Source organism: Kitasatospora sp. CB02891, assembly GCF_002803145.1.
Taxonomy (GTDB): domain Bacteria; phylum Actinomycetota; class Actinomycetes; order Streptomycetales; family Streptomycetaceae; genus Kitasatospora; species Kitasatospora griseola.
Genome location: NZ_NNBO01000007.1, coordinates 101,737 through 125,642, shown reverse-complemented (window position 1 = coordinate 125,642; position 23,906 = coordinate 101,737). Strand labels below are relative to the sequence as shown.

Annotated in this window: 22 protein-coding genes and 4 tRNA genes; 6 read left to right on the top strand and 20 right to left on the bottom strand. The window is 70.9% G+C overall.

Annotation, left to right across the window (positions count from 1 at the left end):
• Positions 1-57: 57 nt before the first annotated feature.
• The 10 genes from rpoB to CG736_RS17510 all read right to left on the bottom strand — a co-directional run bounded on the left by rpoB (position 58) and on the right by CG736_RS17510 (position 10,372).
• On the bottom strand, positions 58-3,531 hold the full coding sequence (gene rpoB, locus CG736_RS17555) for a DNA-directed RNA polymerase subunit beta (protein WP_043914627.1): 3,474 nt from the start codon (positions 3,529-3,531) through the stop codon (positions 58-60).
• Between the two features lie 600 nt (positions 3,532-4,131).
• Positions 4,132-4,515: a 50S ribosomal protein L7/L12 gene (gene rplL / locus CG736_RS17550; RefSeq protein ID WP_100587158.1), complete on the bottom strand. Its 384-nt coding sequence runs from the start codon at positions 4,513-4,515 to the stop codon at positions 4,132-4,134.
• A gap of 82 nt (positions 4,516-4,597) precedes the next feature.
• Positions 4,598-5,152 (bottom strand): 50S ribosomal protein L10, encoded by a 555-nt coding sequence (gene rplJ, locus CG736_RS17545; RefSeq protein WP_043914630.1) that lies wholly within the window; start codon positions 5,150-5,152, stop codon positions 4,598-4,600.
• Positions 5,153-5,458: 306 nt separating this feature from the next.
• Positions 5,459-6,259 carry a hypothetical protein gene (locus tag CG736_RS17540; protein WP_100587157.1) on the bottom strand — a complete coding sequence of 267 codons (801 nt, stop codon included), beginning with the start codon at positions 6,257-6,259 and terminating at the stop codon, positions 5,459-5,461.
• Positions 6,260-6,351: 92 nt separating this feature from the next.
• The gene (locus CG736_RS17535; RefSeq protein ID WP_157815620.1) at positions 6,352-7,194 is read right to left on the bottom strand and encodes a hypothetical protein; all 843 of its coding nucleotides are present in this window, start codon (positions 7,192-7,194) and stop codon (positions 6,352-6,354) included.
• A 153-nt stretch (positions 7,195-7,347) separates the two neighbouring features.
• Entirely contained in the window at positions 7,348-8,070 is a 723-nt protein-coding gene (gene rplA, locus CG736_RS17530) for a 50S ribosomal protein L1 (protein WP_043914633.1), read from the bottom strand.
• Between the two features lie 77 nt (positions 8,071-8,147).
• A complete protein-coding gene (rplK, locus tag CG736_RS17525) occupies positions 8,148-8,582 on the bottom strand; it encodes a 50S ribosomal protein L11 (RefSeq protein WP_030457453.1) in 435 nt (144 codons plus the stop codon).
• 167 nt (positions 8,583-8,749) lie between these two features.
• A complete protein-coding gene (gene nusG, locus CG736_RS17520; RefSeq protein ID WP_043914634.1) occupies positions 8,750-9,619 on the bottom strand; it encodes a transcription termination/antitermination protein NusG in 870 nt (289 codons plus the stop codon).
• Positions 9,620-9,797: 178 nt separating this feature from the next.
• A complete protein-coding gene (gene secE / locus CG736_RS17515; RefSeq protein WP_100587155.1) occupies positions 9,798-10,157 on the bottom strand; it encodes a preprotein translocase subunit SecE in 360 nt (119 codons plus the stop codon).
• Positions 10,158-10,299: 142 nt separating this feature from the next.
• Positions 10,300-10,372 (bottom strand) — tRNA-Trp (locus tag CG736_RS17510).
• Positions 10,373-10,645: 273 nt separating this feature from the next.
• Between CG736_RS17510 and CG736_RS17505 the strand changes: the two genes are divergently transcribed.
• Positions 10,646-11,893, top strand: a complete 1,248-nt coding sequence (locus tag CG736_RS17505; RefSeq protein ID WP_369880213.1) for a pyridoxal phosphate-dependent aminotransferase — start codon at positions 10,646-10,648, stop codon at positions 11,891-11,893.
• Positions 11,894-12,007: 114 nt separating this feature from the next.
• The gene (locus CG736_RS17500; RefSeq protein WP_100587153.1) at positions 12,008-13,063 is read left to right on the top strand and encodes an adenosine deaminase; all 1,056 of its coding nucleotides are present in this window, start codon (positions 12,008-12,010) and stop codon (positions 13,061-13,063) included.
• Positions 13,064-13,087: 24 nt separating this feature from the next.
• On the opposite strand, the gene CG736_RS17495 is transcribed toward CG736_RS17500, so the two are convergent.
• From CG736_RS17495 to CG736_RS17460, 8 genes are all read right to left on the bottom strand, one after another.
• Positions 13,088-14,128, bottom strand: coding sequence for a UDP-N-acetylmuramate dehydrogenase (locus CG736_RS17495; protein ID WP_100587152.1), 1,041 nt, complete (start codon positions 14,126-14,128; stop codon positions 13,088-13,090).
• 49 nt (positions 14,129-14,177) lie between these two features.
• Complete coding sequence (locus CG736_RS17490) at positions 14,178-15,605, bottom strand: DHA2 family efflux MFS transporter permease subunit (protein WP_100587151.1); 1,428 nt, start codon at positions 15,603-15,605, stop codon at positions 14,178-14,180.
• Between the two features lie 81 nt (positions 15,606-15,686).
• Positions 15,687-16,259, bottom strand: a complete 573-nt coding sequence (locus CG736_RS17485) for a TetR/AcrR family transcriptional regulator (RefSeq protein ID WP_232734044.1) — start codon at positions 16,257-16,259, stop codon at positions 15,687-15,689.
• 79 nt (positions 16,260-16,338) lie between these two features.
• The gene (locus CG736_RS17480) at positions 16,339-16,767 is read right to left on the bottom strand and encodes a MaoC family dehydratase (RefSeq protein WP_043914642.1); all 429 of its coding nucleotides are present in this window, start codon (positions 16,765-16,767) and stop codon (positions 16,339-16,341) included.
• Positions 16,764-17,225 (bottom strand): MaoC family dehydratase N-terminal domain-containing protein, encoded by a 462-nt coding sequence (locus CG736_RS17475; protein ID WP_100587149.1) that lies wholly within the window; start codon positions 17,223-17,225, stop codon positions 16,764-16,766. Before CG736_RS17475 ends, CG736_RS17480 begins: the two co-directional genes overlap by 4 nt.
• Positions 17,226-17,318: 93 nt before the next feature.
• Positions 17,319-17,483: a 50S ribosomal protein L33 gene (gene rpmG / locus CG736_RS17470; RefSeq protein WP_006604855.1), complete on the bottom strand. Its 165-nt coding sequence runs from the start codon at positions 17,481-17,483 to the stop codon at positions 17,319-17,321.
• Positions 17,484-17,566: 83 nt separating this feature from the next.
• Positions 17,567-17,639, bottom strand: a tRNA-Met gene (locus CG736_RS17465).
• 42 nt (positions 17,640-17,681) lie between these two features.
• Positions 17,682-17,754 (bottom strand) — tRNA-Thr (locus tag CG736_RS17460).
• Between the two features lie 396 nt (positions 17,755-18,150).
• On the opposite strand from CG736_RS17460, the gene CG736_RS17455 reads away from it, so the two are divergent.
• Positions 18,151-19,401: a hydrolase gene (locus tag CG736_RS17455; protein ID WP_100587148.1), complete on the top strand. Its 1,251-nt coding sequence runs from the start codon at positions 18,151-18,153 to the stop codon at positions 19,399-19,401.
• 79 nt (positions 19,402-19,480) lie between these two features.
• On the opposite strand, the gene CG736_RS17450 is transcribed toward CG736_RS17455, so the two are convergent.
• Entirely contained in the window at positions 19,481-20,407 is a 927-nt protein-coding gene (locus CG736_RS17450) for an HNH endonuclease signature motif containing protein (protein ID WP_100587147.1), read from the bottom strand.
• A 303-nt stretch (positions 20,408-20,710) separates the two neighbouring features.
• Positions 20,711-20,791: transfer RNA gene (locus CG736_RS17445), tRNA-Tyr, on the bottom strand.
• Positions 20,792-21,006: 215 nt separating this feature from the next.
• Here CG736_RS17445 and CG736_RS17440 point away from each other — a divergent pair.
• From CG736_RS17440 to CG736_RS17430, 3 genes are all read left to right on the top strand, one after another.
• Entirely contained in the window at positions 21,007-21,495 is a 489-nt protein-coding gene (locus tag CG736_RS17440) for a YajQ family cyclic di-GMP-binding protein (protein ID WP_043914650.1), read from the top strand.
• 110 nt (positions 21,496-21,605) lie between these two features.
• A complete protein-coding gene (locus CG736_RS17435; RefSeq protein WP_100587146.1) occupies positions 21,606-22,175 on the top strand; it encodes a hypothetical protein in 570 nt (189 codons plus the stop codon).
• Positions 22,176-22,355: 180 nt separating this feature from the next.
• Positions 22,356-23,843 (top strand): alpha/beta hydrolase, encoded by a 1,488-nt coding sequence (locus tag CG736_RS17430; RefSeq protein WP_198520536.1) that lies wholly within the window; start codon positions 22,356-22,358, stop codon positions 23,841-23,843.
• The last annotated feature ends 63 nt before the right edge of the window (positions 23,844-23,906 follow it).

The window sequence follows — 23,906 nt, the reverse complement described above, 5'->3', positions numbered from 1 at the left end:
GAGGGGGGCCTGGGGGCGGACCGGCTGCCCGGTGAGGGGCAGCCGGCCCGACCTCCGTCAGACCTCTTCGACGCTGCTCGGCTCGCGCCGGGACAGGTCAATGCCGAGCTCCTCGGCGGCGCGGAACACGTCCTCGTCGCTGTCCCGCATCTCGATGGACTGGCCGTCCGAGGACAGCACCTCCACGTTGAGGCAGAGCGACTGCATTTCCTTGATGAGGACCTTGAAGGACTCGGGAATGCCGGGCTCGGGGATGTTCTCGCCCTTGACGATGGCCTCGTAGACCTTCACACGGCCGAGGACGTCGTCGGACTTGATGGTGAGCAGCTCCTGCAGCGCGTAAGCGGCGCCGTATGCCTCAAGGGCCCACACCTCCATCTCACCGAAGCGCTGACCACCGAACTGCGCCTTACCACCGAGCGGCTGCTGGGTGATCATCGAGTACGGACCGGTCGAACGGGCGTGCAGCTTGTCGTCGACCAGGTGGTGCAGCTTGAGGATGTACATGTAGCCGACCGAGACCGGCATCGGGAACGGCTCGCCGGAGCGGCCGTCGAACAGCCGGGCCTTGCCGGTGGAGTTCACCAGGCGCTCACCGTCACGGGTGAGGGTGGTGTTGTCCAGCAGGCCGGTGATCTCGTCCTCGCGGGCGCCGTCGAACACCGGGGTGGCGAGGTTGGTGCCGCCCTCGACGGTGTCCGCGCCGATCGCCTGCAGGCGCTTGGCCCACTCGTCGGCGAGGCCGGAGACGTCCCAGCCCTGCTTGGCGAGCCAGCCGAGGTGGATCTCCAGGACCTGTCCCGGGTTCATTCGGGACGGGACGCCCAGCGGGTTCAGGATGATGTCGACCGGGGTGCCGTCCTCCAGGAACGGCATGTCCTCGACCGGCAGGATCTTGGAGATGACACCCTTGTTGCCGTGACGGCCGGCCAGCTTGTCACCGTTGGTGATCTTGCGCTTCTGGGCCACGTAGACGCGGACCAGCTGGTTCACGCCGGGGGGCAGCTCGTCGCCCTCCTCGCGGTCGAAGACGCGGACGCCGATGACCTTGCCGGACTCGCCGTGCGGCACCTTCAGCGAGGTGTCGCGGACCTCACGGGCCTTCTCACCGAAGATCGCGCGGAGCAGGCGCTCCTCCGGGGTCAGCTCGGTCTCACCCTTCGGGGTGACCTTGCCGACCAGGATGTCGCCGGTGACGACGTCGGCGCCGATCCGGATGATGCCGCGCTCGTCGAGGTCGGCGAGGACCTCCTCGGAGACGTTCGGGATGTCCCGGGTGATCTCCTCGGGGCCCAGCTTGGTGTCACGGGCGTCGACCTCGTGCTCCTCGATGTGGATCGAGGAGAGGACGTCGTCCTGCACGAGGCGCTGCGACAGGATGATCGCGTCCTCGTAGTTGTGGCCCTCCCACGACATGAACGCCACGAGGAGGTTCTTGCCGAGGGCCATCTCGCCCTCGTCGGTGCACGGGCCGTCGGCCAGCACCTGGCCGGCCTCGACGCGGGCGCCCTCGTCCACGAGCACCTTCTGGTTGAAGGCGGTGCCCTGGTTGGAGCGGGTGAACTTGGCGGCGCGGTACGTGTTGTACGTGCCGTCGTCGTTGGCCACGGTGACGTAGTCGGCCGAGACCTCCTGCACCACACCGGCCTTGTCGGCGGTGATGACGTCCGCGGCGTCGACGGCGCAGCGGTACTCCATGCCGGTGCCGACCAGCGGCGCCTCGCTGCGGAGCAGCGGGACGGCCTGGCGCATCATGTTCGAGCCCATGAGCGCGCGGTTGGCGTCGTCGTGCTCGAGGAACGGGATCATGGCGGTCGCGACCGACACCATCTGGCGCGGCGAGACGTCCATGTAGTCGATCTCGGTGCCGGGGATGTAGTCGATCTCGCCGCCACGGCGGCGGACCAGGACACGCGGCTCGGCGAAGGTCAGCTCTGCGGTCAGCGGGGCGTTGGCCTGCGCGATGACGAAGCGGTCCTCCTCGTCGGCGGTCAGGTAGTCCACGGCCTCGGTGACGACACCGTCGACGACCTTGCGGTACGGGGTCTCGATGAAACCGAACGCGTTGACCCGGCCGTACGAGGCCAGCGAGCCGATCAGACCGATGTTCGGGCCTTCGGGGGTCTCGATCGGACACATGCGGCCGTAGTGCGAGGGGTGCACGTCTCGGACCTCGAAGCCGGCCCGCTCACGGGACAGACCACCGGGGCCGAGCGCGGACAGACGACGCTTGTGGGTCAGGCCCGACAGCGGGTTCGTCTGGTCCATGAACTGCGACAGCTGGCTGGTGCCGAAGAACTCCTTGATGGAGGCGACGACCGGCCGGATGTTGATCAGGGTCTGCGGCGTGATCGCCTCGACGTCCTGGGTGGTCATGCGCTCGCGGACCACTCGCTCCATGCGGGCGAGGCCGGTGCGGACCTGGTTCTGGATCAGCTCGCCGACGTTGCGCAGGCGACGGTTGCCGAAGTGGTCGATGTCGTCGACCTCGATGACAATGTCGCGGCCCTCGTCATCACGCCACTCGGTCTCGCCGGCGTGCAGCTTGACCAGGTACTTGATCGTGTTGATGATGTCGGGCTCGGTGAGCACACCGGAGTCCAGCGACTCGGCGTTGCCGAGCTTGCGGTTCACCTTGTAGCGGCCGACCTTCGCCAGGTCGTAGCGCTTCGGGTTGAAGTACAGGTTCTCCAGCAGCGTCTGCGCGGCCTCACGCGTGGGCGGCTCGCCCGGGCGCAGCTTGCGGTAGATGTCGAGGAGCGCGTCGTCCTGGCCCTGGGTGTGGTCCTTCTCCAGGGTGGCGCGCATCGACTCGTACTCGCCGAACTCCTCGAGAATCATCTCGTTGGTCCAGCCGAGGGCCTTCAGCAGCACGGTGACCGACTGCTTGCGCTTGCGGTCGATGCGGACACCGACCATGTCGCGCTTGTCGATCTCCATCTCCAGCCAGGCACCGCGGGAGGGGATGATCTTCGCGGAGAAGATGTCCTTGTCGGACACCTTGTCCAGGGTGGAGTCGAAGTACACACCCGGGGAGCGCACCAGCTGGGACACGACGACACGCTCGGTGCCGTTGATGATGAACGTGCCCTTGTTGGTCATGAGCGGGAAATCGCCCATGAACACGGTCTGGGACTTGATCTCACCGGTCTCGTTGTTGGTGAACTCCGCGGTGACGAAGAGCGGGGCCGCGAAGGTGAAGTCGCGGTCCTTGCACTCGTCGATGGAGTTCTTCGGCGGCTCGAAACGGTGGTCCCGGAAGGTCAGGGACATCGACCCGCTGAAGTCCTCGATCGGGGAGATCTCTTCGAAGATCTCCTCCAGACCGGACTTGGTGGGGACGTCCTGACCGCTCTCCAGGGCTGCCTCGACCCGGGACTTCCAGGCCGCGTTGCCGAGCAGCCAGTCAAAGCTCTCGGTCTGCAGGGCGAGGAGGTTCGGGACCTCGAGGGGCTCCTTGATCTTCGCGAACGAGACGCGGAGCGGGGCGGTGGATGCGGAATTGTTCGAGGCGTTGCGCGGCGCGGCCAAGAGGGGGGTCCTTCCGAGGGCTCGGAGCTCACTACGCGCATACCGTCCGGGCCTTGGCCGAGGCGGAAAACCCCAGGTCAGGACAGGGGCCACTCCGGGCGACGAGTCACGGAGCAGCTAATAGGCAGCGCAAAGGGACAGTGTAGCCAATGGCGACACTGCTAGCAAGCCCTGATTCGGAGACCGAATCGGACGCTCCTCCCGTACAACCGACAACCCGGGCAGTGATCCCTCACCGGCCGGGCCGTCGCACCCACTCCTGCGTCACCGGGAACCTTCCCAGCGCCACCGCCGAATATGCATCGGAGGCGGTTCCGCTTGGGCACGCGCCTCGAGAATCGCGCGCCGCGTGCTGTTCGTCAAGGCCCCCACCAGGGTGCGGACCTCGTACTGCCCATCGTCGCAGCCGCTCCGGGCGTTACACACGCCCCGTGACGGGGTGGCGACGACAGCGATCACCCTACCCCCGGCGACCGACAGGATCCGAGTCCGCCGTGGACCGGACGGAACCGAACGAAGCAGAACGAAAGCAGGCCGGGCCGGCCACCCCGAAGGGTGGCCGGCCCGGCCGGAAGAGCACCTCTCAGAGAGAGGAGAAAGTCACTTGACGGTGACCTTGGCGCCAGCGCCCTCGAGCTGAGCCTTCGCCTTCTCGGCGACGTCCTTGGCAACCTTCTCCAGGACCTTGGCACCAGCGGTGTCAACGAGGTCCTTGGCCTCCTTCAGGCCGAGGGAGGTCAGGGCGCGCACCTCCTTGATGACCTGGATCTTCTTGTCGCCGGCACCCTCGAGGATGACGTCGAACTCGTCCTGCTCCTCGACGACCTCGGCGGCGGCAGCAGCGCCACCGGCGGCGGCAACGGCGACCGGGGCGGCAGCGGTGACGTCGAACTTGTCCTCGAAGGCCTTCACGAAGGCAGCGAGGTCGATCAGGGTCATGTCCTCGAACTGCGCGAGCAGGTCCTCGGTGCTGAGCTTCGCCATGATGGCGTCCTTCCACTAATTCGGCAGGTGCCGGATGTACGGATTGGCGGGCGTGCTTACGGGCCCGCTGGGACGGAAGTGGTTACTCCGCGTCCTCGGCGGGAGCCGGAGTACCGGCACCGCCCTGCTCGGCCTTCTCGCGCAGCGCTTCCACGGTGCGAACGAGCTTGGACGGGAGCGCCTGGAAGACGGCGGCAGCCTGGGACTGCTTGGCCTTCATCGCACCCGCCAGCTTGGCGAGCAGCACCTCGCGGGACTCGAGGTCCGCGAGCTTCTTGATCTCATCGGCGGTCAGCGCCTTACCGTCAAGGACACCGCCCTTGATGATGAGAGCAGGGTTCTCCTTGGCGAAGTCACGCAGAGCCTTCGCCGACTCCACCGGGTCACCGGTGACGAAGGCGACAGCCGTCGGGCCGGCGAACAGGTCGTCCAGCTCGGAGATCCCGGCCTCATTGGCCGCGATCTTGGTCAGCGTGTTCTTCACCACGGCGTAATCGGCGTTGCCGGTGAGCGAGCGACGCAGCGTCTTGAGCTGCTTCACCGTGAGACCGCGGTACTCGGTCAGAACGGCGGCGCTGGAAGCACGGAACTTGTCCGTGATCTCGGCGACGTCGGCAGCCTTGTCGGGCCTGGCCATAGGCTTACGCCTCCTTCCGTGATGTCGAAGTCGGGCCGACCTTCGAGAAGTCGACCATTCAACGCCGCGGACCCCGGGAAGCGAAAAAGCCCCGGCGCGCAGGCGCACGGGGCTTGCCATGACCTCGACGAACCGTGAAACGGCCCGGAGATCTTGTCTGCTCCACAACCTGCGCGGGCGATCTGCACGAGGCAGATCCTTCGGCACCGTCCCCCCTCTCGGGCGGGCGGCAACAACCAGCGGTCTTTGGCTCGGCCAGCCTAACGGTCCCAGCGGGTTTGTCCAAATCGGCCCGACCGCGGAGGTTTACGGGAACGGCGGCGCCGTGGCGCCCGACTCCGGGGCGATGTCCGCCTCCGCGGGGGCCTGCACCGAGAGCGCGGAGCTGCCGAACTCGCTGTACCCGATGGTGTCCACCTCGGCGGCGGCCCGGCGGAGCTGGACCAGCTGGTCGCGGTCGTTGAGCCACAGGTCGAGCACCACGTCGCCGGGGCCGAGCGCGTGCTCCAGGGCCTGCCGCCGGCCCTGGTCGAACTGGGTCTGCGCGGCGGCGTACCGGGCGGCGGTCAGCGTGACCCGGTAGTGCTCGACGCTGGTGTCCAGCAGCTTCTCCTCGCCGACCAGCACCGGGTCGTCGGCGGCGGCCGCGGCGTTGGTGGCGACCACCGGGTTGATCCGGTCGATCAGCGCGGCGTAGGGGTTGCGGCCGCCGGTGTACTTCTCCCAGTGCGGGCCGCCGAGCCGGGCCGCGGTCTGCGGGTCGCCGCCCACGTACGCGGAGGTGTCCAGCACCATCAGCTTCCGAGTGTCCGCCTCGCCCCGGTACTGCAGCACCGCCTTGGGCGCCCAGAACAGCGCGCCCTTGCCCCGGTCCTCCCCCAGGGTGGCCCGGTACTCGGACCGCCGGGCCTCGTGCAGCGCCAGCTGGGCGGAGAGCAGCACCCCGTGCGGGGAGCGGTCGGTGGGCGTGGCCTGCACGGTGGACGGGGACGGGGTGGTCGGCCGTTCGGTGCCGCCGCCAGACCCGGAGCCGGTGCAGCCGCTCGCCGCGGCCAGCAGCAGGGCGGCCGCCAGCAGGGCCGCGGCCGTACGTGCGCGTGCCGCCATCGGTCCCTCCTTCCGGCCGTCCGTTCCGTTCCCCCACCTTGTCACGCGTCCCGGCCGGCCCGGCAGCGACCCCGGGCCGGGCGGGACCGGGATCACTGCTTCAGCAGATCGGCCAGCGAGAAGACCTCGGAGTCGGTCGGGGCCTTGGTCGGCTGGACGGTGCCGAGGCCGCTGTAGAGGATCTTCGCGGAGCCGGTCGCCAGGCCGTTGCTGGCCTGCTGGACGACCTCGCCCTTGGCGTTGATCCAGAACTCGGTGGTGATGGTCGAGCCCTTCTTCTTCAGCTCGGTCAGCACCTGGCTCTTCAGCTCCGGAGCCAGCTGCATCTTGGCGACCAGCTCCTCCACCGGCACGTCGCTGCGGTAGTGGGTGGTGCCCTGGCCCGCCACCGTCTCGGCGCCGGCCCGGGTGGCGGTCGGCGCGGCGACGGCCAGCTGCACGGCCGGGTCCATCAGCTCCATGGTGGAGGCGAAGCCGCCGGCGCCGCCTCCACCAGGGGCGGTGGCCTTCGGGTCGATCTTCATCCAGGTCTTGCCGCCGGCCTTCCCGGCCGCGTCGGCGCCGGCCCCGACGTACATCACGTCGCCGACGAACAGGATCTTGCTCTCCTCGCCCTTGCTCTTGGTGGTGAGCAGGAAGGACTTCGGGCTCTTCCAGACGAACTCGCCGGTGCCCTCGGTGCCGCCGCTGACGGACAGCTTGGCGCTGCCGGCCTTCTCCATCACCGCGGCCGAGGCGAGCAGCGCCTCCTTGGCGCCGAGCTTCGAGCCGCCCTGACCGCCGCCCTGACCGCCGCCCTGGCCGCCGCCGCTCCCCGCGGGGGCGCTCGCGCCCGGCTCGGCGTCGGCGGCGGCGCCCCCGGATCCGGAGCTGCCGCAGGCGGTCAGCAGTCCTGCGGCCAGGCAGGCCACGGCAGCGGTACGCAGTGCGCGCACGAGAGTCCCCCTATTGTGCGATTCGCATGTCGACAGACTTTCGGACTCTATCCGATGGCCCGGACCGTCGCGCCGGCGATGAAAGGCACCGGGCCCGCACCCCAAGAGGGGTGCGGGCCCGGTGAGTTGACCGCGTGGGGAACTGACCTGGGGTCAGACCGCCGCCGGGTCCTCCTCGACGAGGAGGTTGCGGGTGCGGTTCGGGTCCACCTGGATGCCGGGGCCCATGGTGGTCGAGAACGCGATCTTCTTGATGTAACGGCCCTTGGCGGCGGACGGCTTGGCCCGGAGGACCTCGTCCAGCGCCGCGGCGTAGTTCTCGACCAGCTGCTCGTCCGAGAACGAGGACTTGCCGATGATCAGGTGCAGGTTCGAGTGCTTGTCGACGCGGAACTCGATCTTGCCGCCCTTGATCTCGTTGACGGCCTTGGCGACGTCCGGGGTCACGGTGCCGGTCTTCGGGTTCGGCATCAGGCCACGGGGACCGAGCACGCGGCCCAGGCGGCCGACCTTGCCCATCAGGTCCGGGGTGGCGACGACGGCGTCGAAGTCCAGACGACCCTTGGCGACCTCGTCGATCAGCTCGTCCGAGCCGACGATGTCGGCACCCGCGGCACGCGCGGCCTCGGCACGCTCACCGTTCGCGAAGACCAGGACCCGGGCGGTCTTACCGGTGCCGTGCGGGAGGATGACGGTGCTGCGGACCATCTGGTCGGCCTTGCGCGGGTCGACACCCAGACGCATGGCGACCTCGACGGTGCCGTCGAACTTGGTGGTGGAGGTCGCCTTGGCGAGGCGGACCGCCTCGAGCGGGGCGTAGATCCGGGTGCGGTCGACCTGGGCGTCCGCGGCCTTGAGAGCCTTGCTGCGCTTCACTGCTGCTCCTAGTAACTAATGGAGTTCGTGGTAGTCACGGGCCGCGCTGGCCCTACCACGGTGGACGTACGGGCTGTTCAGCCCTCGACGGTGATGCCCATCGACCGGGCGGTGCCGGCGATGATCTTCTCCGCGGCGTCCAGGTCGTTGGCGTTCAGGTCGGGCATCTTGGTGGTGGCGATCTCGCGCACCTGGGCCGAGGTCAGCTTGGCGACCTTGGTCTTGTGCGGCTCCTTGGAGCCCTTGTCGATGCCCGCGGCCTTCAGGATGAGGCGCGCAGCCGGCGGGGTCTTCGTGACGAAGGTGAAGGAACGGTCGTCGTAGACCGTGATCTCCACCGGCACGATCATGCCGCGCTGCGACTCGGTGGCCGCGTTGTACGCCTTGCAGAATTCCATGATGTTGACGCCGTGCTGGCCGAGCGCGGGGCCGACCGGCGGGGCCGGGTTGGCCGCACCGGCGTTGATCTGGAGCTTGATAAGCCCCGTGACCTTCTTCTTCTTGGGAGGCATGTCTCTCCGGGTCCTTCCGAGAGGTGAGTGCTGGTGGTACCCGGCCCCGGGGCGAAACCCGAGTGCCAGGACACACATCGGACCAGGCTAACCGCTGAGGCGGCGCTGGACCAAAACGGTGCCGGGGCGGAGGCTCTCGCCCCGCCCCGGCACCGGAGACCTGTGGGTCAGTTCTTCTGGATCTGGTCGAAGGAGAGCTCGACCGGGGTCTCCCGGCCGAAGATCTCCACCAGGCCCTTGACCTTCTTCGAGTCGGGGTTGATCTCGTTGATGGTCGCCTGCAGGGTGGCGAACGGACCGTCGGTGACGGTGACCGAGTCGCCGACCTCGAAGTCGAGCACCTGCACCTCGACCGGGCGCACCGGGGAAGCCTTGCCGGCCTCCTTGGCGGCGGCGCGCTCCACGTCGGGGGCGAGCATCTTGACGACCTCGTCCAGGGTCAGCGGGTACGGGTCGTAGGCGTTGCCGACGAAGCCGGTGACACCGGGGGTGTTGCGCACGACGCCCCAGGACTCGGGGGTGAGGTCCATGCGCACCAGCACGTAGCCGGGGAGCTTGTTCTGCCGGATGGTCTTGCGGTCGCCGTTCTTGATCTGGACGACCTCCTCCTGCGGAACCTGGGACTCGAAGATGTAGTCCTCGACGTTCAGCGAGACGGAGCGCTGCTCCAGGTTCTGCTTCACCCGGTTCTCGTAGCCGGCGTAGGTGTGGATGACGTACCACTCGCCCGGGGCGCGGCGCAGCTGCTCACGGAACTCGGCGACGGGGTCGGACTCGACCTCCTCGGCGACGACGTCCTCGGCCTCTTCGGCCTGCTCGCCCTCGGCGGCCTCGTCGTCCACCTCGTGCACGGCCTCGACCTCGGCCGGCTCGCCCGCCTCGGCGTCGGCGACCTCGGCCTCGTCCTCGTCGCCGTCCGCGCCGTCAACGATCTCCTCGGCGGCCTCGACGTCGGCAGCCTCGGCCGCGTCCAGCTCGGCGGCGACATCCGCCTCGCGGACGGTCTCGTCGGCGTCGTACAGGGGGGACTCAGACACGGTCGCTGCTTCTTTCCTGGTTGTGGAACGGATACCTCAACAGTACCGACTCAACGGTAGTCGCCCGTGGCCGTTCGCGCCGACAGCTCGACCCGGGCCGAGAGGTTCGGCCCGGGTCGGGGTGAGGTATCGGTGCGGAATCGGCGGGGATCCCGGTTTCGGTCGGCCTGATCGAGCGTCAGCCGAAGAGCCAGAAGGCTCCCTTGGCGAAGACCCAGTCGAGACCGGCGACCAGCAGCATCAGCACGATCACGAAGGTCACCACGACGGTGGTGTACTGGATCAGCTGGCTGCGGGTGGGCCAGACGACCTTGCGCAGTTCGGCGATGATCTGGCGGTAGAAGATGCCCATCCGCGCGAACAGGCCCTTCTTGGCCCGCTTGCCGGACTTCTTGCCACCCTCGCCGCTGTCGGCCTTGTTGGCACGCCGACGCTCACGCCGCGACAGCTTGCCGTCCGCGGTGGTCTCGTCCGCCGCGTCGGCCCCCTCGGGGTTGCCGCTCTCAGGCGTTGCGGTGGAGCCCGTGGTCTCCGTCACTCGTCCTCACCTGAATCCGGGTCCTGCGGAGCTACCGTGCCTGGTGCACGGGCGATCCGGCGAAAGCAGTGCTGGGCGGGGCCCTCTCCGCATCAAGCCCGCTCGCTCTTCGGAGCGAACGGGCTTGGCACGAATCGAGCTGCAGGGCACGAGGGACTCGAACCCCCAACCGCCGGTTTTGGAGACCGGTGCTCTACCAATTGAGCTAGTGCCCTTCGGAACCTTGCGGCTCCGTCGTGGCCCCCAACCTACCGTATCCACCCGGCCGTGTGGTGAACCCCGGCCGAAGGATCCGCACTTGGGAGCCGTCGAGCAGTGAGTGTACGGGTTCTTGGTCGATTGGTCGAACCTCATTTCCGGCGACCCGCGCGACGGCGTCACCCGGGCGGCGGGCGAACGTCACCCGGTCGGCAGCGGCGTACGGATGCTGGAACGCGCCGGTACGCATGGTGGAACCGCGATGCCCGACCGCTGTGCGGTCTGGGACCATGCAAGACATGAGCGCACCCACCCCCGAGAACGTCCCCCCCGCGAACCGCCGGGTCTCCGCCCGGGTCGGCGCCATCGCCGAGTCGGCCACCCTCGCCGTCGACGCCAAGGCCAAGGCCCTCAAGGCGGCCGGCCGGCCGGTGATCGGCTTCGGCGCCGGCGAGCCCGACTTCCCGACCCCCGGCTACATCGTGGACGCCGCCGTCGCGGCCTGCCAGGACCCGGCGAACCACCGCTACACCCCGGCCGGCGGCCTGCCGGAGCTGAAGGCCGCGATCGCCGCCAAGACGCTGCGCGACTCCGGCTACCAGGTGGACGCCTCGCAGGTGCTGGTGACCAACGGCGGCAAGCAGGCGATCTACAACGCCTTCGCCGCGATCCTCGACCCGGGCGACGAGGTGATCATCCCGGCCCCGTACTGGACCACCTACCCGGAGGCCGTGAAGCTGGCCGGCGGCACCCCGGTCGAGGTGATCTCGGACGAGACCACCGGCTACAAGGTCTCGGTGGCGCAGCTGGAGGCCGCCCGCACCGCGAACACCAAGGTGGTGCTGTTCGTCTCGCCGTCCAACCCGACCGGCGCGGTGTACACCGAGGCCGAGGCCGAGGCGATCGGCCGCTGGGCGCTGGAGCACGGCCTGTGGGTGCTCACCGACGAGATCTACGAGCACCTGGTGTACGGCGACGCGAAGTTCACCTCGCTGCCGGCCCTGCTGCCCGAGCTCGCCGACAAGTGCATCGTGGTCAACGGCGTGGCGAAGACCTACGCGATGACCGGCTGGCGGGTGGGCTGGCTGATCGCCCCGAAGGACGTGGTGGCCGCCGCCGCCAACCTGCAGTCGCACGCCACCTCCAACGTCTCCAACGTGGCGCAGCGCGCCGCGCTGGCGGCCGTGGCCGGCGACCTGTCCGCGGTGGACGAGATGAAGACCGCGTTCGACCGCCGCCGCCGCACCATCGTGGCGATGCTGAACGAGATCGAGGGCGTGTACTGCCCCGAGCCGGAGGGCGCGTTCTACGCCTACCCGTCCGTCAAGTCGCTGCTGGGCAAGGAGATCCGCGGCAAGCGCCCGCAGACCTCCGCCGAGCTGGCCGCGCTGATCCTGGACGAGGCCGAGGTCGCGGTCGTCCCCGGCGAGGCCTTCGGCACCCCGGGCTACCTGCGGCTGTCGTACGCGCTGGGCGACGCCGACCTGGTCGAGGGCGTCAGCCGGCTGCAGAAGCTGCTGGGCGAGGCCCGCGCCTGATTCACCCGGGCCGCGGCGTGTCCCGCCGGCTCGACCGCCCCTCGCACCTCACCCCTTCGGGCGACGTGCGGGGGGCGGTTCCTGTTTCGGCGGGTTATGCGGCAGGATCGGTGAATGGATCGCCTGCGTGATGTCCGGAGCCTCCCGAAGGCTCATCTCCACCTGCACTTCACCGGTTCGATGCGCCCCGCGACGCTGCTCGAACTCGCCGACAAGCACGGCATCCGGCTGCCGGAGGCCCTCAGTTCGGGCCACCCGCCGAAACTCCGGGCGACCGACGAACGCGGCTGGTTCCGGTTCCAGCGGCTGTACGACACCGCGCGCTCCTGCCTGCGCGACGAGGCCGACATCCGCCGGCTGGTCCGGGAGACCGCCGAGGACGAGCGCGCCGACGGCTCCCGCTGGCTGGAGATCCAGGTCGACCCGACCTCGTACGCCCCGCTGCTGGGCGGGCTCACCCCGACCCTGGAACTGATCCTGGACGCCGTCCGGGAGGCCTCCGAGGCCACCGGGGTGGGCATCCGGGTGCTGGTCGCGGCGAACCGGATGAAGTCGCCGATGGACGCCCGCACGCTGGCCCGGCTCGCCGTCCGGTACGCCGACCGGGGGGTCATCGGGTTCGGCCTGTCGAACGACGAACGGCGGGGCCTGGCACGGGACTTCGACCGGGCGTTCGCGATCGCCCGGAGCGGCGGGCTGCTGGCCGCGCCGCACGGCGGGGAGCTGGCCGGGCCGGGTTCGGTCCGCGACTGCCTGGACGACCTGGGCGCCGGCCGGATCGGCCACGGCGTGCGGGCCGCCGAGGACCCGCGGCTGCTGCAGCGGCTCGCCGACCGGCAGGTCACCTGCGAGGTCTGCCCGGCCTCGAACGTCGCGCTCGGCGTCTACGAGCGGCCCGAGGACGTCCCGCTGCGCACCCTGTTCGAGGCCGGCGTGCCGCTGGCGCTGGGCGCCGACGACCCGCTGCTGTTCGGCTCCCGGCTGGCCGACCAGTACACCCTGGCCCGCGAGTCGCACGAGTTCACCGATGCCGAACTGGCCGAACTGGCCCGGCAGTCGATCCGCTCGTCGCGGGCTCCCGAGCACGTCGCCAAGGAGCTGCTGGCGGACGTCGACGCCTGGTTGGTCGAGGAGCCGGCCCTCGCCGGGGCCGAGCCGGTCCCGCTCTAGCGTCTGCCGGCGGCCGGATGGGCCCTAAAGGCTGACGCCGACCATCACCGGCTCGTTGACCAGGTCCACCCCGAAGGCCGCCCGCACGCCGTCCCGCACCTCGCGGGCCAGTGCGAGCAGGTCCTCGGTGGTGGCCGAGCCGCGGTTGGTGAGGGCCAGGGTGTGCTTGGTGGAGAGGGTGGCCGGGCCGGTGCCGTGGCCCTTGCGGAAGCCCGCGTTGTCGATCAGCCAGGCCGCGGAGGTCTTGGTCCGGCCCTCGCCGGCCGGGTAGCCGGGGGCCCGCAGCTCGCCCAACCGGGCGGTGAAGTCGGCGAACTGAGCGTCCGTCAGGATCGGGTTGGTGAAGAAGGAGCCCGCCGACCAGGTGTCGTGGTCGGCCGGGTCGAGCACCATGCCCTTGCCGGCCCGCAGCCGCAGCACCTCGGCGTGCGCCTCGGCGAGCTTCACCCGCTGCTCGGCCTCGACGCCGAGCGAGCGGGCCACCTCCGCGTACTTGATCGGGGAGGACAGCCCGCCTTCGTCGGCGAGCCGGAAGCGGACCCGCAGCACCACGTACCGGTCCGGGTCGGCCTTGAACCGGCTGTGCCGGTAGGAGAAGGCGCAGTCGGCGCCCGCCAGCGTCACCGTCTCGCCCAGCAGGCGGTCGTAGGCGACCACCTCGGTGATGGTCTCGGCGACCTCCTGGCCGTACGCGCCGACGTTCTGCACCGGGGTCGCGCCCGCGGAGCCCGGGATGCCGGCCAGGAACTCGATGCCCGCCAGGCCCGCGTCGACGGTGCGGGCCACCGCGTCCGCCCAGACCTCGCCGGCCGCGAGTTCCAGCAGCGTGCCGTCCAGGGTGAAACCGGTGGTGGCGATCCGCAGGACGGTGCCGGGGAAGCCGGCGTCGGAGATCACCAGGTTGGAGCCGCCGCCGAGCACCAGCAGCGGCTCCCCCGCGCGGTCGGCCGCGCGGACCGCGGCGACCACTTCGGCGTCCGTCTCGGCCGTCACCAGCCGGCGGGCGGGGCCGCCGAGGCGCAGCGTCGTCAACGGGGCCAGCGGTGCGTCCATCTGCTCAATCACCGCCCCAGCGTAACCGCCCGCCGCGCGGCGGCGGCCCCGCGCGAGCGGCTCAGGCCCGGCCGGCCGGGGCGGCGGTCGGAGCGGCGTGGTCGGCGACCTTCGCGGCGGCCCGGATGCCGTGCCGCCGCGGGACGAGGGCTGCGGCCACGGCGCCGGCCGCGACCACGGCCGCGCCGACCAGCAGGGCGGGGACGACGCCGTCGGTGAAGGCGGCGGCGCTGTCGTAGCCGCCCTGCGCGGAGAACACGGCGGACAGCACGGCCACTCCGAGCGCCCCGCCGACCTCCCGCATCGCGTTGTTGGCGCCGGAGGCGATGCCCTGTTCGGCGGGCCGGACGCTGGCCATCACCAGGCCGGCGGTGGGCGCGAAGTACAGCGACATGCCGATCCCGCAGACCACCATGACCGGCACCTGCGGCCCGTACCCGGCGGAGTGGTCGATCAGCAGGGCGTACCCGGCCAGGCCGAGGGCCTGCAGGGCGAGGCCGGTGACGACCAGCGGGCGGCCGCCGATCCGGTCGATGAGCAGCCCGGCGAGCGGGGAGACCAGCAGCGGCATGCCGGTCCACGGGAGCATCCGCAGGCCGGCCTGCTCGGGGGTGTAGCCGCCGACGCCCTGGAAGTACTGGCTGATCAGGAAGATCGAGCCGAACATGCCGAGGTACATCAGCAGGCTCGCGGCGTTCACGGCGCTGAACGCCCGGCCGCGGAACAGCCGCATCGGCAGCATCGGCCGCTGCGCCCAGCGCAGCTCGTACCCGACGAAGGCGAGCAGCAGCAGGACGCCGCCGATCAGCGAGGCGAGGACGAGCGGGTCGGTCCAGCCGTCGGGGTTGCCGCGGACCAGGCCGAGGACGATGCCGAACAGGCCGGTGCTGACCAGCAGGGTGCCGGGGACGTCCAGCCGGGGGTTCTCGCCGCGGCTCTCGGCCAGCTTGGCGCGGGCGATCGGCAGCAGGGCCAGGCCGACGGGGACGTTCACCCAGAAGATCCACTGCCAGGAGAAGTGCTCGGTGAGGCTGCCGCCGATCAGCGGCCCGACCGAGACGGCGAGGCCGCTGACGGCGGACCAGATGCCGAGCGCCGCACCGCGCCTGGCGGCGGGCACCGCGGCGGCCAGCAGGGTGAGGGTGAGCGGCATGGCCACCGCCGCGCCGGTGCCCTGGACGGCGCGGGCGGCGATCAGCGTGCCGATGTTCGGGGCGAGCGCGGCGGCGGCCGAGCCGAGGGTGAAGACGGTCATCCCGATCAGGAACATCCGGCGGCGGCCGAACCGGTCGCCGAGGGCGGCGCCGAGCATCAGCAGCACCGCGAAGGTCAGGGTGTAGGCGCTGACCGTCCACTCCAGGTCGGCGAGGCCGCCGCCCAGGTCGGCGCGGATCGCGGGCAGTGCGGTGGTGACCACCAGGTTGTCGAGTCCGGCCATGAAACTGGCCACGCTGACGACCACCAAGGTCCAGACGGCTTGCCTGTTCACGATGGATGCCCCCCAAGGTTGTGATTGATCAATAACTTTCGTGGGCCGAAAAAAGGCGCGCCGCCACCCGGGCGGAGCGCCTCAGCAGCCCCCGGCCTGCTTGCCGTACCCCTCGAACCCGTCCCAGATCCGGTGGTCCCTCGGGTACCCCAGCCCGACCAGGGTGTTGATCAGCATGCCGTAGGCCATGAACTGGGTGGCCTCCTTGCGGCCGCCGCCGATCCGCTCCTCGATCCGCTCGAACAGCCGCAGCCAGGCCGCCCGGGCCGTCTCGCCGACCTGGACGTCGCCGGCCGACTCCGCCGCGAACACCGACACGTACATCTGCATCTGCATCATGACCTGCTCGCGGTCCTCGATCAGATCCACGTACGCGCGCGACATCGCGGCCTGCGCCGCCTCCCCCGTCAGCCCCTCCGACACCCGGTCGAAGACCCGCCAGGTCTCCTCGATGCAGTGCTCGCAGGCCGCCTCGAATATCGCCTGCTTGTTCGGGAAGAGCCGGAACAGGTACGGCTGCGAGACGCCCACCCGGCGGGCGATCGCCTCCGTGGAGGTGCCCCGGTAGCCGCCCCGGGCGAACTCCACCATGGCCGCCCGGACGACGCTCTCGCGCCGCTCCTCGGCGGACATCCGGATGCTGGTCCTGGCCATGGCCTCAGATTAGTGATTGACCAATAACTTCCGCAAGAGGCCCGGACCCCCCGGGCGCCGGCGCCCGGGGGGTCCGGTCTCAGCCCAGTCGGACCACGGCCCGGGCCATGCCCAGCACCTTCTGGCCCTCGCTGGTCGCCACCAGGTCCACCCGGACCCGGTTGTCGTCCAGCAGCGCCGCGACCTTGCCGCTGACCTCGATCACCGCGCCGACGCCGTCGTTCGGCACGATCACCGGCTTGGTGAAGCGGACGCCGTACTCGACCACCGCGGCCGGGTCGCCGACCCAGTCGGTGACCACCCGGGCGGCCTCGGCCATGGTGAACATGCCGTGCGCGATCACGTCCGGCAGGCCGACCTCGACCGCGAACTTCTCGTTCCAGTGGATCGGGTTGAAGTCCCCCGACGCCCCCGCGTACTGGACCAGCGTGGCCCGGGTCACCGGGAACGACCGGGCCGGCAGCTCGGTGCCGACCTGGACCTCGTCAAAGCGGACCGCCACGGTCACTCCTCCCCGGCTTCGTCGGCGGCACGGGCCACCAGCGTCATGATCGACGTCACCACGTGCTCGCCACTGGCGTCGTGCACCTCGCCGCGGACCGTCAGCACGTCGTTGCCGGCCAGCGACTTGATCGCGTCGATGGAGATCGTCACCGAGAGCCGGTCCCCGGCGCGCGCCGGGCGGGAGTACACGAACTTCTGGTCGCCGTGCACCACCCGGCTGTAGTCCAGACCCAGCTCCGGGTCGTTCACCACCTGCGCCGCCGCCTGGAAGGACAGCATGAAGGGGAACGTCGGCGGGGCGATCACGTCCGGGTGACCGAGCGACTTGGCCGCCTCGGCGTCGGTGTACGCCGGGTTCGCGTCGCCGATCGCGGCGGCGAACTCACGGATCTTCTCGCGGCCGACCTCGTACGGCGCGGTGGGCGGGTAGGTCCGCCCGATGAACGAGGGGTCGAGCGGCATGGGCAACTCCTCCGATGGTCCGGCTGATCCGTCATGCAGAAATGACTCCAGGCCGCGCCCCGTGGTGGGGTGCGGCCTGGAGTCGAGGCAAAGTCAGCGGGTCTCGCGGTGCGCCGTGTGAGAGTTGCAACGCGGGCAGTGCTTCTTCATCTCAAGACGGTCCGGGTCGTTGCGCCGGTTCTTCTTGGTGATGTAGTTCCGCTCCTTGCACTCCACGCAGGCCAGCGTGATCTTCGGGCGGACGTCAGTGGCAGCCACGGGAGTGCCTTCCTGGGACAACGAATAAGAACACAGACAAGAGTAGCCGATCGGGAGTGATCCCCCCCGATCGACTACGCGGGTAGCGGTGACCGGACTTGAACCGGTGACACAGCGATTATGAGCCGCTTGCTCTACCAACTGAGCTACACCGCTTTGATGAACGAACCCTCACCGAGGCGAGGAGCCTTCCACCAGAGCCCCCATGCGGAATCGAACCGCAGACCTTCTCCTTACCATGGAGACGCTCTACCGACTGAGCTATAGGGGCGAACGAGGAAGAGATTACACGGTTCCGGGCCAGAGGTGAAATCCGTATCCGCGGCCGATCTCCGCAGGTCGAAGGGGCCGCACTGACGGGCCGTCGCCCGACACCCGTTCGACCTCCGCCGCAACCGGAACCTGCTCTCCGCGACGCCCCTCCCGGCGGCCCCTGCGCCGGCCCTCCTGCCGCCACTCCCTGCGCTTCTCCCGCCGCTTCTCCCACCGCTCCTCCCTCCGCTTCTCCCGCACGACACGGGCGACGACCCGGGTCCGAGCGTCCCGGCCGGGCGCGCCCTAGGCTCGACCGTCAGTGACCTCTCTCGCGGGCACGCCGCAGGCCGGCTCCCCGCACACCGGGCCCCAGGGCCGCCGGGCGGTCAACCGGACTGGAGGGAACGGGCCGATGGGCGAACGCAGCGAGGGCGACCGGCCGCCGACCCCCAACCCGCTCGGACACGGGCCGGTGCTGCTGCTCACCGGCGCCCGGCTGACCGACGGCCGGGTGGTGGACGTCCGGATCAGCGGCGACCGGATCCAGGCCGTCGGCACCGTCGGCAGCCTCGGGCCGCTGCCCGCCCTGCCCGGCCAACCCACCGTCACCACCGGCGCCCGCATCGACCTGTCCGGCTACCTGTTGCTGCCCGCCCCCGCCGAACCGCACGGGCACTACGACAACGCGTTCTCCGCCGCCCTGCCCGCCCCTCCCCCGGACGGGCCCGCCGACCTGGTCCGCCGGGTCACCGAAGCCGCACTCACCTCGCTCGGCTACGGCGCCACCGCCCAACGCACCCACGTCCGGATCGGCGACGTGCACGGACTCGGGCGGTTGGAGGCCGTCCTCACGGCCCGTCAGTCCCTGCGCGGACTCGCCGAACTCCAGGCCGTCGCCATGCCCCGACTGCTCACCGGGCTGGCCGGCGCCGACGGCCGGGCCCAACTGCGCGACGCCCTCAAGCTCGGCGCGGACGCGGCCGGCGGCTGCCCCGACCTCGACCCCGACCCGATCGGCTACGTCCAGACCCTGCTGTCCGCCGCCGCCGAGGCCGACTGCCCCGTCGACCTGCACACCGACGCCGCCGACCGGGCCCAGCTCGCCCGGCTGGTCGCCGCCCTGGCCCCGCACCGACCACGCGTCACCCTCGGACCGTGCAGCGCGCTGCCGCCGGGCGGCTCCACCGTGCTCGCCAACTCCGGCATCCGAGTCGCCTGCCTCCCCCAGAACGGCGGCTGCACCGGACTCGAAGGCCCGCCGACCGGCCTGCGCCCGTCCCTGGTCCGCGAACTGGCCCACGCCCGGGTCGCCCTCACCGCCGGCGCGGGCAGCCTCCGCGACGCCGCCAACCCGGTCGGCCGCGCCGATCCCCTCGACACCGCCCGCCTGCTCGCCGCCGGCGGCGCGCTCTCCCCCGAAGCCGCCTACGACGCCGTCTCCACCCAGGCCCGCGCCACCCTCGGCCTCCCACCCGTCCGGGTCGACGCCGGCTTCCCCGCCGAACTCCTCGCCATCCGCGGCGACAGCCTCACCGGCGCCTTCGCCGGCGGCCACTCCCGCCTCGTCGTCCACTGCGGCCGAATCGTCTCCCGCACCAGCGCCGTCCGCGAATTCGCCGACACCGTGGCCCTCGCCCTCCCCCGCCAGAACCACCCGGGCTGACGAACCGTCCCGCGCTTGTCGGCCGGCAGGCCGCACCTGTCCCAGCAGGGGGGCGCGACCGGCTTGCAGCGTGGTCGTGTCAGTTGCCGCGGTGCTGGGCCCAGTGCGCTTCCAACCAGTCGCGGCCGTGCTCAAGCGGCACGGCCGGCGCAGCGCCGTGCAGGGGCGCGTAGGTCGGGTATGCGGCCAGCTCCGGCGCCAGGTCGAGGACCAGGCTGCCGGGGTCGACCGCGATGTGTCCCAGGTCGAAGAGACGGTGGACGTCCCGGCGCAGGAGAATGCCGCCGTTCTCATGGTGCTCGGCATTGGCGGCGTAGCTGTACAGGTGCGCAGCCTCCAGCACGCTGGCAGGGGCGGGACCGGTGAACGCGCACACCGCGCCGTGCCGTTCCATCAACCGGGCGCGGAAGGCCGCCTGTCCGACCCGAGCACGCACGATCCGCTCGGAATGGCCACCCGTGATCGCGCGCCGGGCCTGCTCGGCGATGGTCACCGATGCGCTCACTCCTGCACCGGCGAGGGCTTCCTGAAGTCGCTCCCAGCGCATGCTGCGAATGCTGTGCTGGGTACCGGGCTTGTCGCACATCGGCCGAAGCACCGATCCGGGCAGGACACCCGCCATGTCGACCCATGCGGCATCGTGCCGAGTGCGGTAGGTCGTGACTTCCTCCCGCCGCGAGTCGGGCACGTCGAATGTGCCCCCGCACTTGCAGACGTAGACCGGGCGCTTCGTCTTCCTCGGCTTGAAGCTGCCCTTCCCGCAGTTCGGAAGCGGGCAGGTGTAGCGGTCCTTCTCGGCCCGGCCGAGCTCGATGTGCTCGATCACCGACACGCCGAGCAAGGTCTTCTTGTCCCACAACGCGATCACGTCACCGACTGCGGGTCCCCCACTGTTGGGGACGGTCTCGTCCCAGCTGTAGTGCCGCGCCGGATCATCGTCGTACCCGTCGTTGCCGCTGCGCTCGCGGTTGTCACCCACCGCCAGAACCAGCCACGCCGTCGCCACACCAGCCCCCTGTGTTCCCCGCCCCCATGGCCACACCTTGCATGGCCACCACAACCTAGCCGCCTCTTGTGACGAGGATCGTGCCGACCGGCTCGTCACCGCGCGGCTCCGGCGGCGACCGTCCCGGAGGCGCCGAAGTCCTGGTCCGCGTCTGGTCCGTAACTGCCGGTCAGGCCCGGGATTCGGGCGGAACCGGGTGAGACGGACCACTCGGAACGACCGTCCGACGCGATCGATGCTCGAACACAACGAAACAGCCCCCGTTCTGCGTTTCCGCAGCTCGGGGGCTGTTTCACTATCCAGTGGCGGGTGCAGGGTTCGAACCTGCGTAGCTTGCGCGACAGATTTACAGTCTGCTCCCTTTGGCCGCTCGGGCAACCCGCCAGGGATGGTGTCTTGCGGGGCGCTGCCCCGTTCGACGTCGTAAACGATACCCGATGTTGGGGGGTGGTCTGCCACTCGTTTCGTCACGTGATGATCAAGGTCGGGGCGCGAGCTGTTGCGGGCGGGGGTGCGGGGGGCTGGATAGGCTGGGGCGTCGCCCGCCGGAGGCGGGTGGCGAAGACCGTGCAGCCAGTAGTTCAAGGAGACCAACACCCATGGCCGACTCCAGTTTCGACATCGTCTCGAAGGTCGAGTGGCAGGAGGTCGACAACGCGATCAACCAGACCTCCCGCGAGATCGCCACCCGCTTCGACTTCAAGAACGTGGGCGCCGAGATCAAGCGGACCGGCGAGAAGATCGAGATGAAGGCCAACGGCGAGGAGCGGGTCCGGGCGATCCTGGACGTGCTGCAGACCAAGTTCGTGAAGCGCGGACTGTCGCTGAAGGCGCTGGACGCGGCGGAGCCGCAGCTGTCCGGCAAGGAGTACAAGATCTTCGCCGACATCAAGGAGGGCATCACCACCGAGGATGCCAAGAAGGTGGCGAAGATCATCCGCGACGAGGGCCCCAAGGGCGTCAAGGCGCAGGTGCAGGGCGACGAGCTGCGGGTCACCTCGAAGTCGCGTGACGACCTGCAGACGGTGCAGGCCCTGCTGAAGGGCAAGGACCTGGAGTTCGCGCTGCAGTTCGTCAACTACCGCTGACACAGGGGCGGTACCGCCGGAGCGCCGGCGCGGGAGGGCACGCCGGGAACGGTGTGCCCTCCCGGCGTTTGCGGGCCGGTGGGGGTCGACTCCCGTGGGAGGGTGGGGAGATGACGGACGGTTGGCTGACTCCGGCGGCGCTGGCGCCGCTCGACGGGGGCGAGGTGTTCCGGGGCGCCGAGGCCGGTGCGGTGGTGGACTTCTGGCGGTACGCGATGCCCGATCTCCGGACCAACACCACCCGTGGGCTGCTGGCGGAGTTCCTGGTGCACCGCGCCGTCGGTGCCACGGCGCGGAACGCGGAGTGGGAGAGCTTCGACGTGCTGGCGCCGGACGGGCTCCGGATCGAGGTCAAGACCAGCGCCTATCTGCAGGTCTGGGGTCAGCGGGAGCTGTCGCGGATCCAGTTCTCCCGCCTGCGCGGCCGGGTCTGGACTCCCGAGGGCGGCACCGCCGCGGAGCCGTCGTACAACGCCGACGTCTACGTGTTCGCCCTGCACACGGCGCGCAGCCACGCCGAGTACGACCCGTTGGACGTCGCCCAGTGGAGCTTCTACGTGGCCTCGCGCGCGAGCGTGGCGGAGGGCGGCCGGGCCAGTGCGGGCCTGGCCGCCGTGCAGCGGCTGTGCGGCGATCCGGTCGGCTATCGAGAGCTCGCCGGCCGGATCGCCGGGGTCTGACCGGTCGGGCGGAGGTGCCAGCGGAATGCCGGCGCTCCGGCAGCGCGGTGCGGAATCGTCCGGTGTGCCGGGCGGGACGCTGCGACCGAGGGGCGCGGGCGACCGGCCGGCCGGTGGAGGGAGGGCTTGAGGATGGCTCGTCGTGGACGTGTTGCGTGGCGGTTGGCGGCAGGAGTCGCCGTGGCCGCGGTGCTGGGGACGACGGCCCCGGCGGTGGCGGTCGCGGCGGCGGTGCCGCGGTTGACCTGGGCGGCGTGCGCAGGCGGTTTCGAGTGCGCGACCGCCGAAGTGCCGGTGGACCACCGTGATCCGCGGGGCGCCAAGCTCGATCTGGCCGTGATCCGGCATCCGGCGGGTGACCCGGCGCACCGGATCGGTTCGCTGTTCTACAACCCGGGCGGGCCTGCCGTGCCGGGGACGGCGGCGCTGCCGCTGATGCTGGACCGGTTCCCGGAGGAGGTGCGGCAGCGGTTCGACATCGTCAGCTTCGATCCGCGCGGCACCGGGGGCAGCGCTCCCGTCCGGTGCTTCGACGACCCGGCGGACGAGCAGGCTCTGCTGACACGCACCGCGGCCGGTTTCCCGGAGGGCGCGGAGCAGGAGCGGGCCTGGACGGACGCGTACCGGCGGCTGGGCGAGCAGTGCGCGACCCGCCCGCTGGTGGCGCACCTGTCCACCGCGAACACGGCCCGGGACCTGGACCTGCTCCGCCGCGCTGTCGGCGACCGGGACCTCACCTACCTGGGCACCTCGTACGGGAGCTACCTCGGCGCGACCTACGCCAACCTGTTCCCGGGCCGGGTGCGCGCCATGGTGCTGGACAGCGGCCCGGACCCGGTGGCCTGGTCGACCGGGAGCGGGCGGGAGGCCGCCGTCACGGGCCCGCTGCTGCGCAACCGCAGCGACCTCGCCGCCGGTCGGGTGCTGAACGCGTTCCTCGACGCCTGCGGCCAGGCCGGCCCCTCCGGATGCGCGTTCTCGGCCGGGACGGCCGCCGCCACCCGGGCCCGGTACGACGAATTGCTGACGCGCTTGCGGGCCCACCCGGTGGCGCTCGGCGACGCCGCGTTCACCGAGGCCGCGGCGGTGGAGGCGACGATCGTCTCGCTGTACGCCGCAGCGCCCGTCCCCGGCCTCCCGAACACCGGATGGGCGCAGCTCGGCACGCTGCTGCAGACCTTGTGGGCGGCGGGCGACGCACCCACCGCGCCGCTGCCGCCCGTCGTCCACCCGTCGCCGGACCAGGCCCTGGCGGTGGTGTGTTCGGACAGCGCCGGCCCCTCGGCCACCGCCGACCACGCGGGAACGGCGGCGCTCGCCCGGGCCCGCTCGGGTCCGGTCGGCCCCTGGTTCGCCTGGACCGACGAGCGCTGCGCCGGCTGGCCGGCCCGGGACGCCGCCCGGTACGACGGCCCGTGGAACCGCCGCACGGCCCGACCGGTCCTGGTGGTCGCCAACACCGGCGACCCGGCGATGCCGTACGCGGGTTCGCAGGCGATGGCCCGTTCGCTGGGCCGGGCCGAACTGTTGACGGTCGACGGCTTCGGCCACACCGTCCTGGCCAACCCGAGCGACTGCGCGGCCCGGTACGAGGCCCGCTACCTGGTGGACGGCGTCCTGCCCCCGTCGGGCACGGTGTGCGCGCCGGACCACCGGCCGTTCGAGTAGTCGGCCGACCGGCGGGACGGTCGGGGTCGGGAAGCGCGGGCCGACGCCCGGCCCCGACTGCCG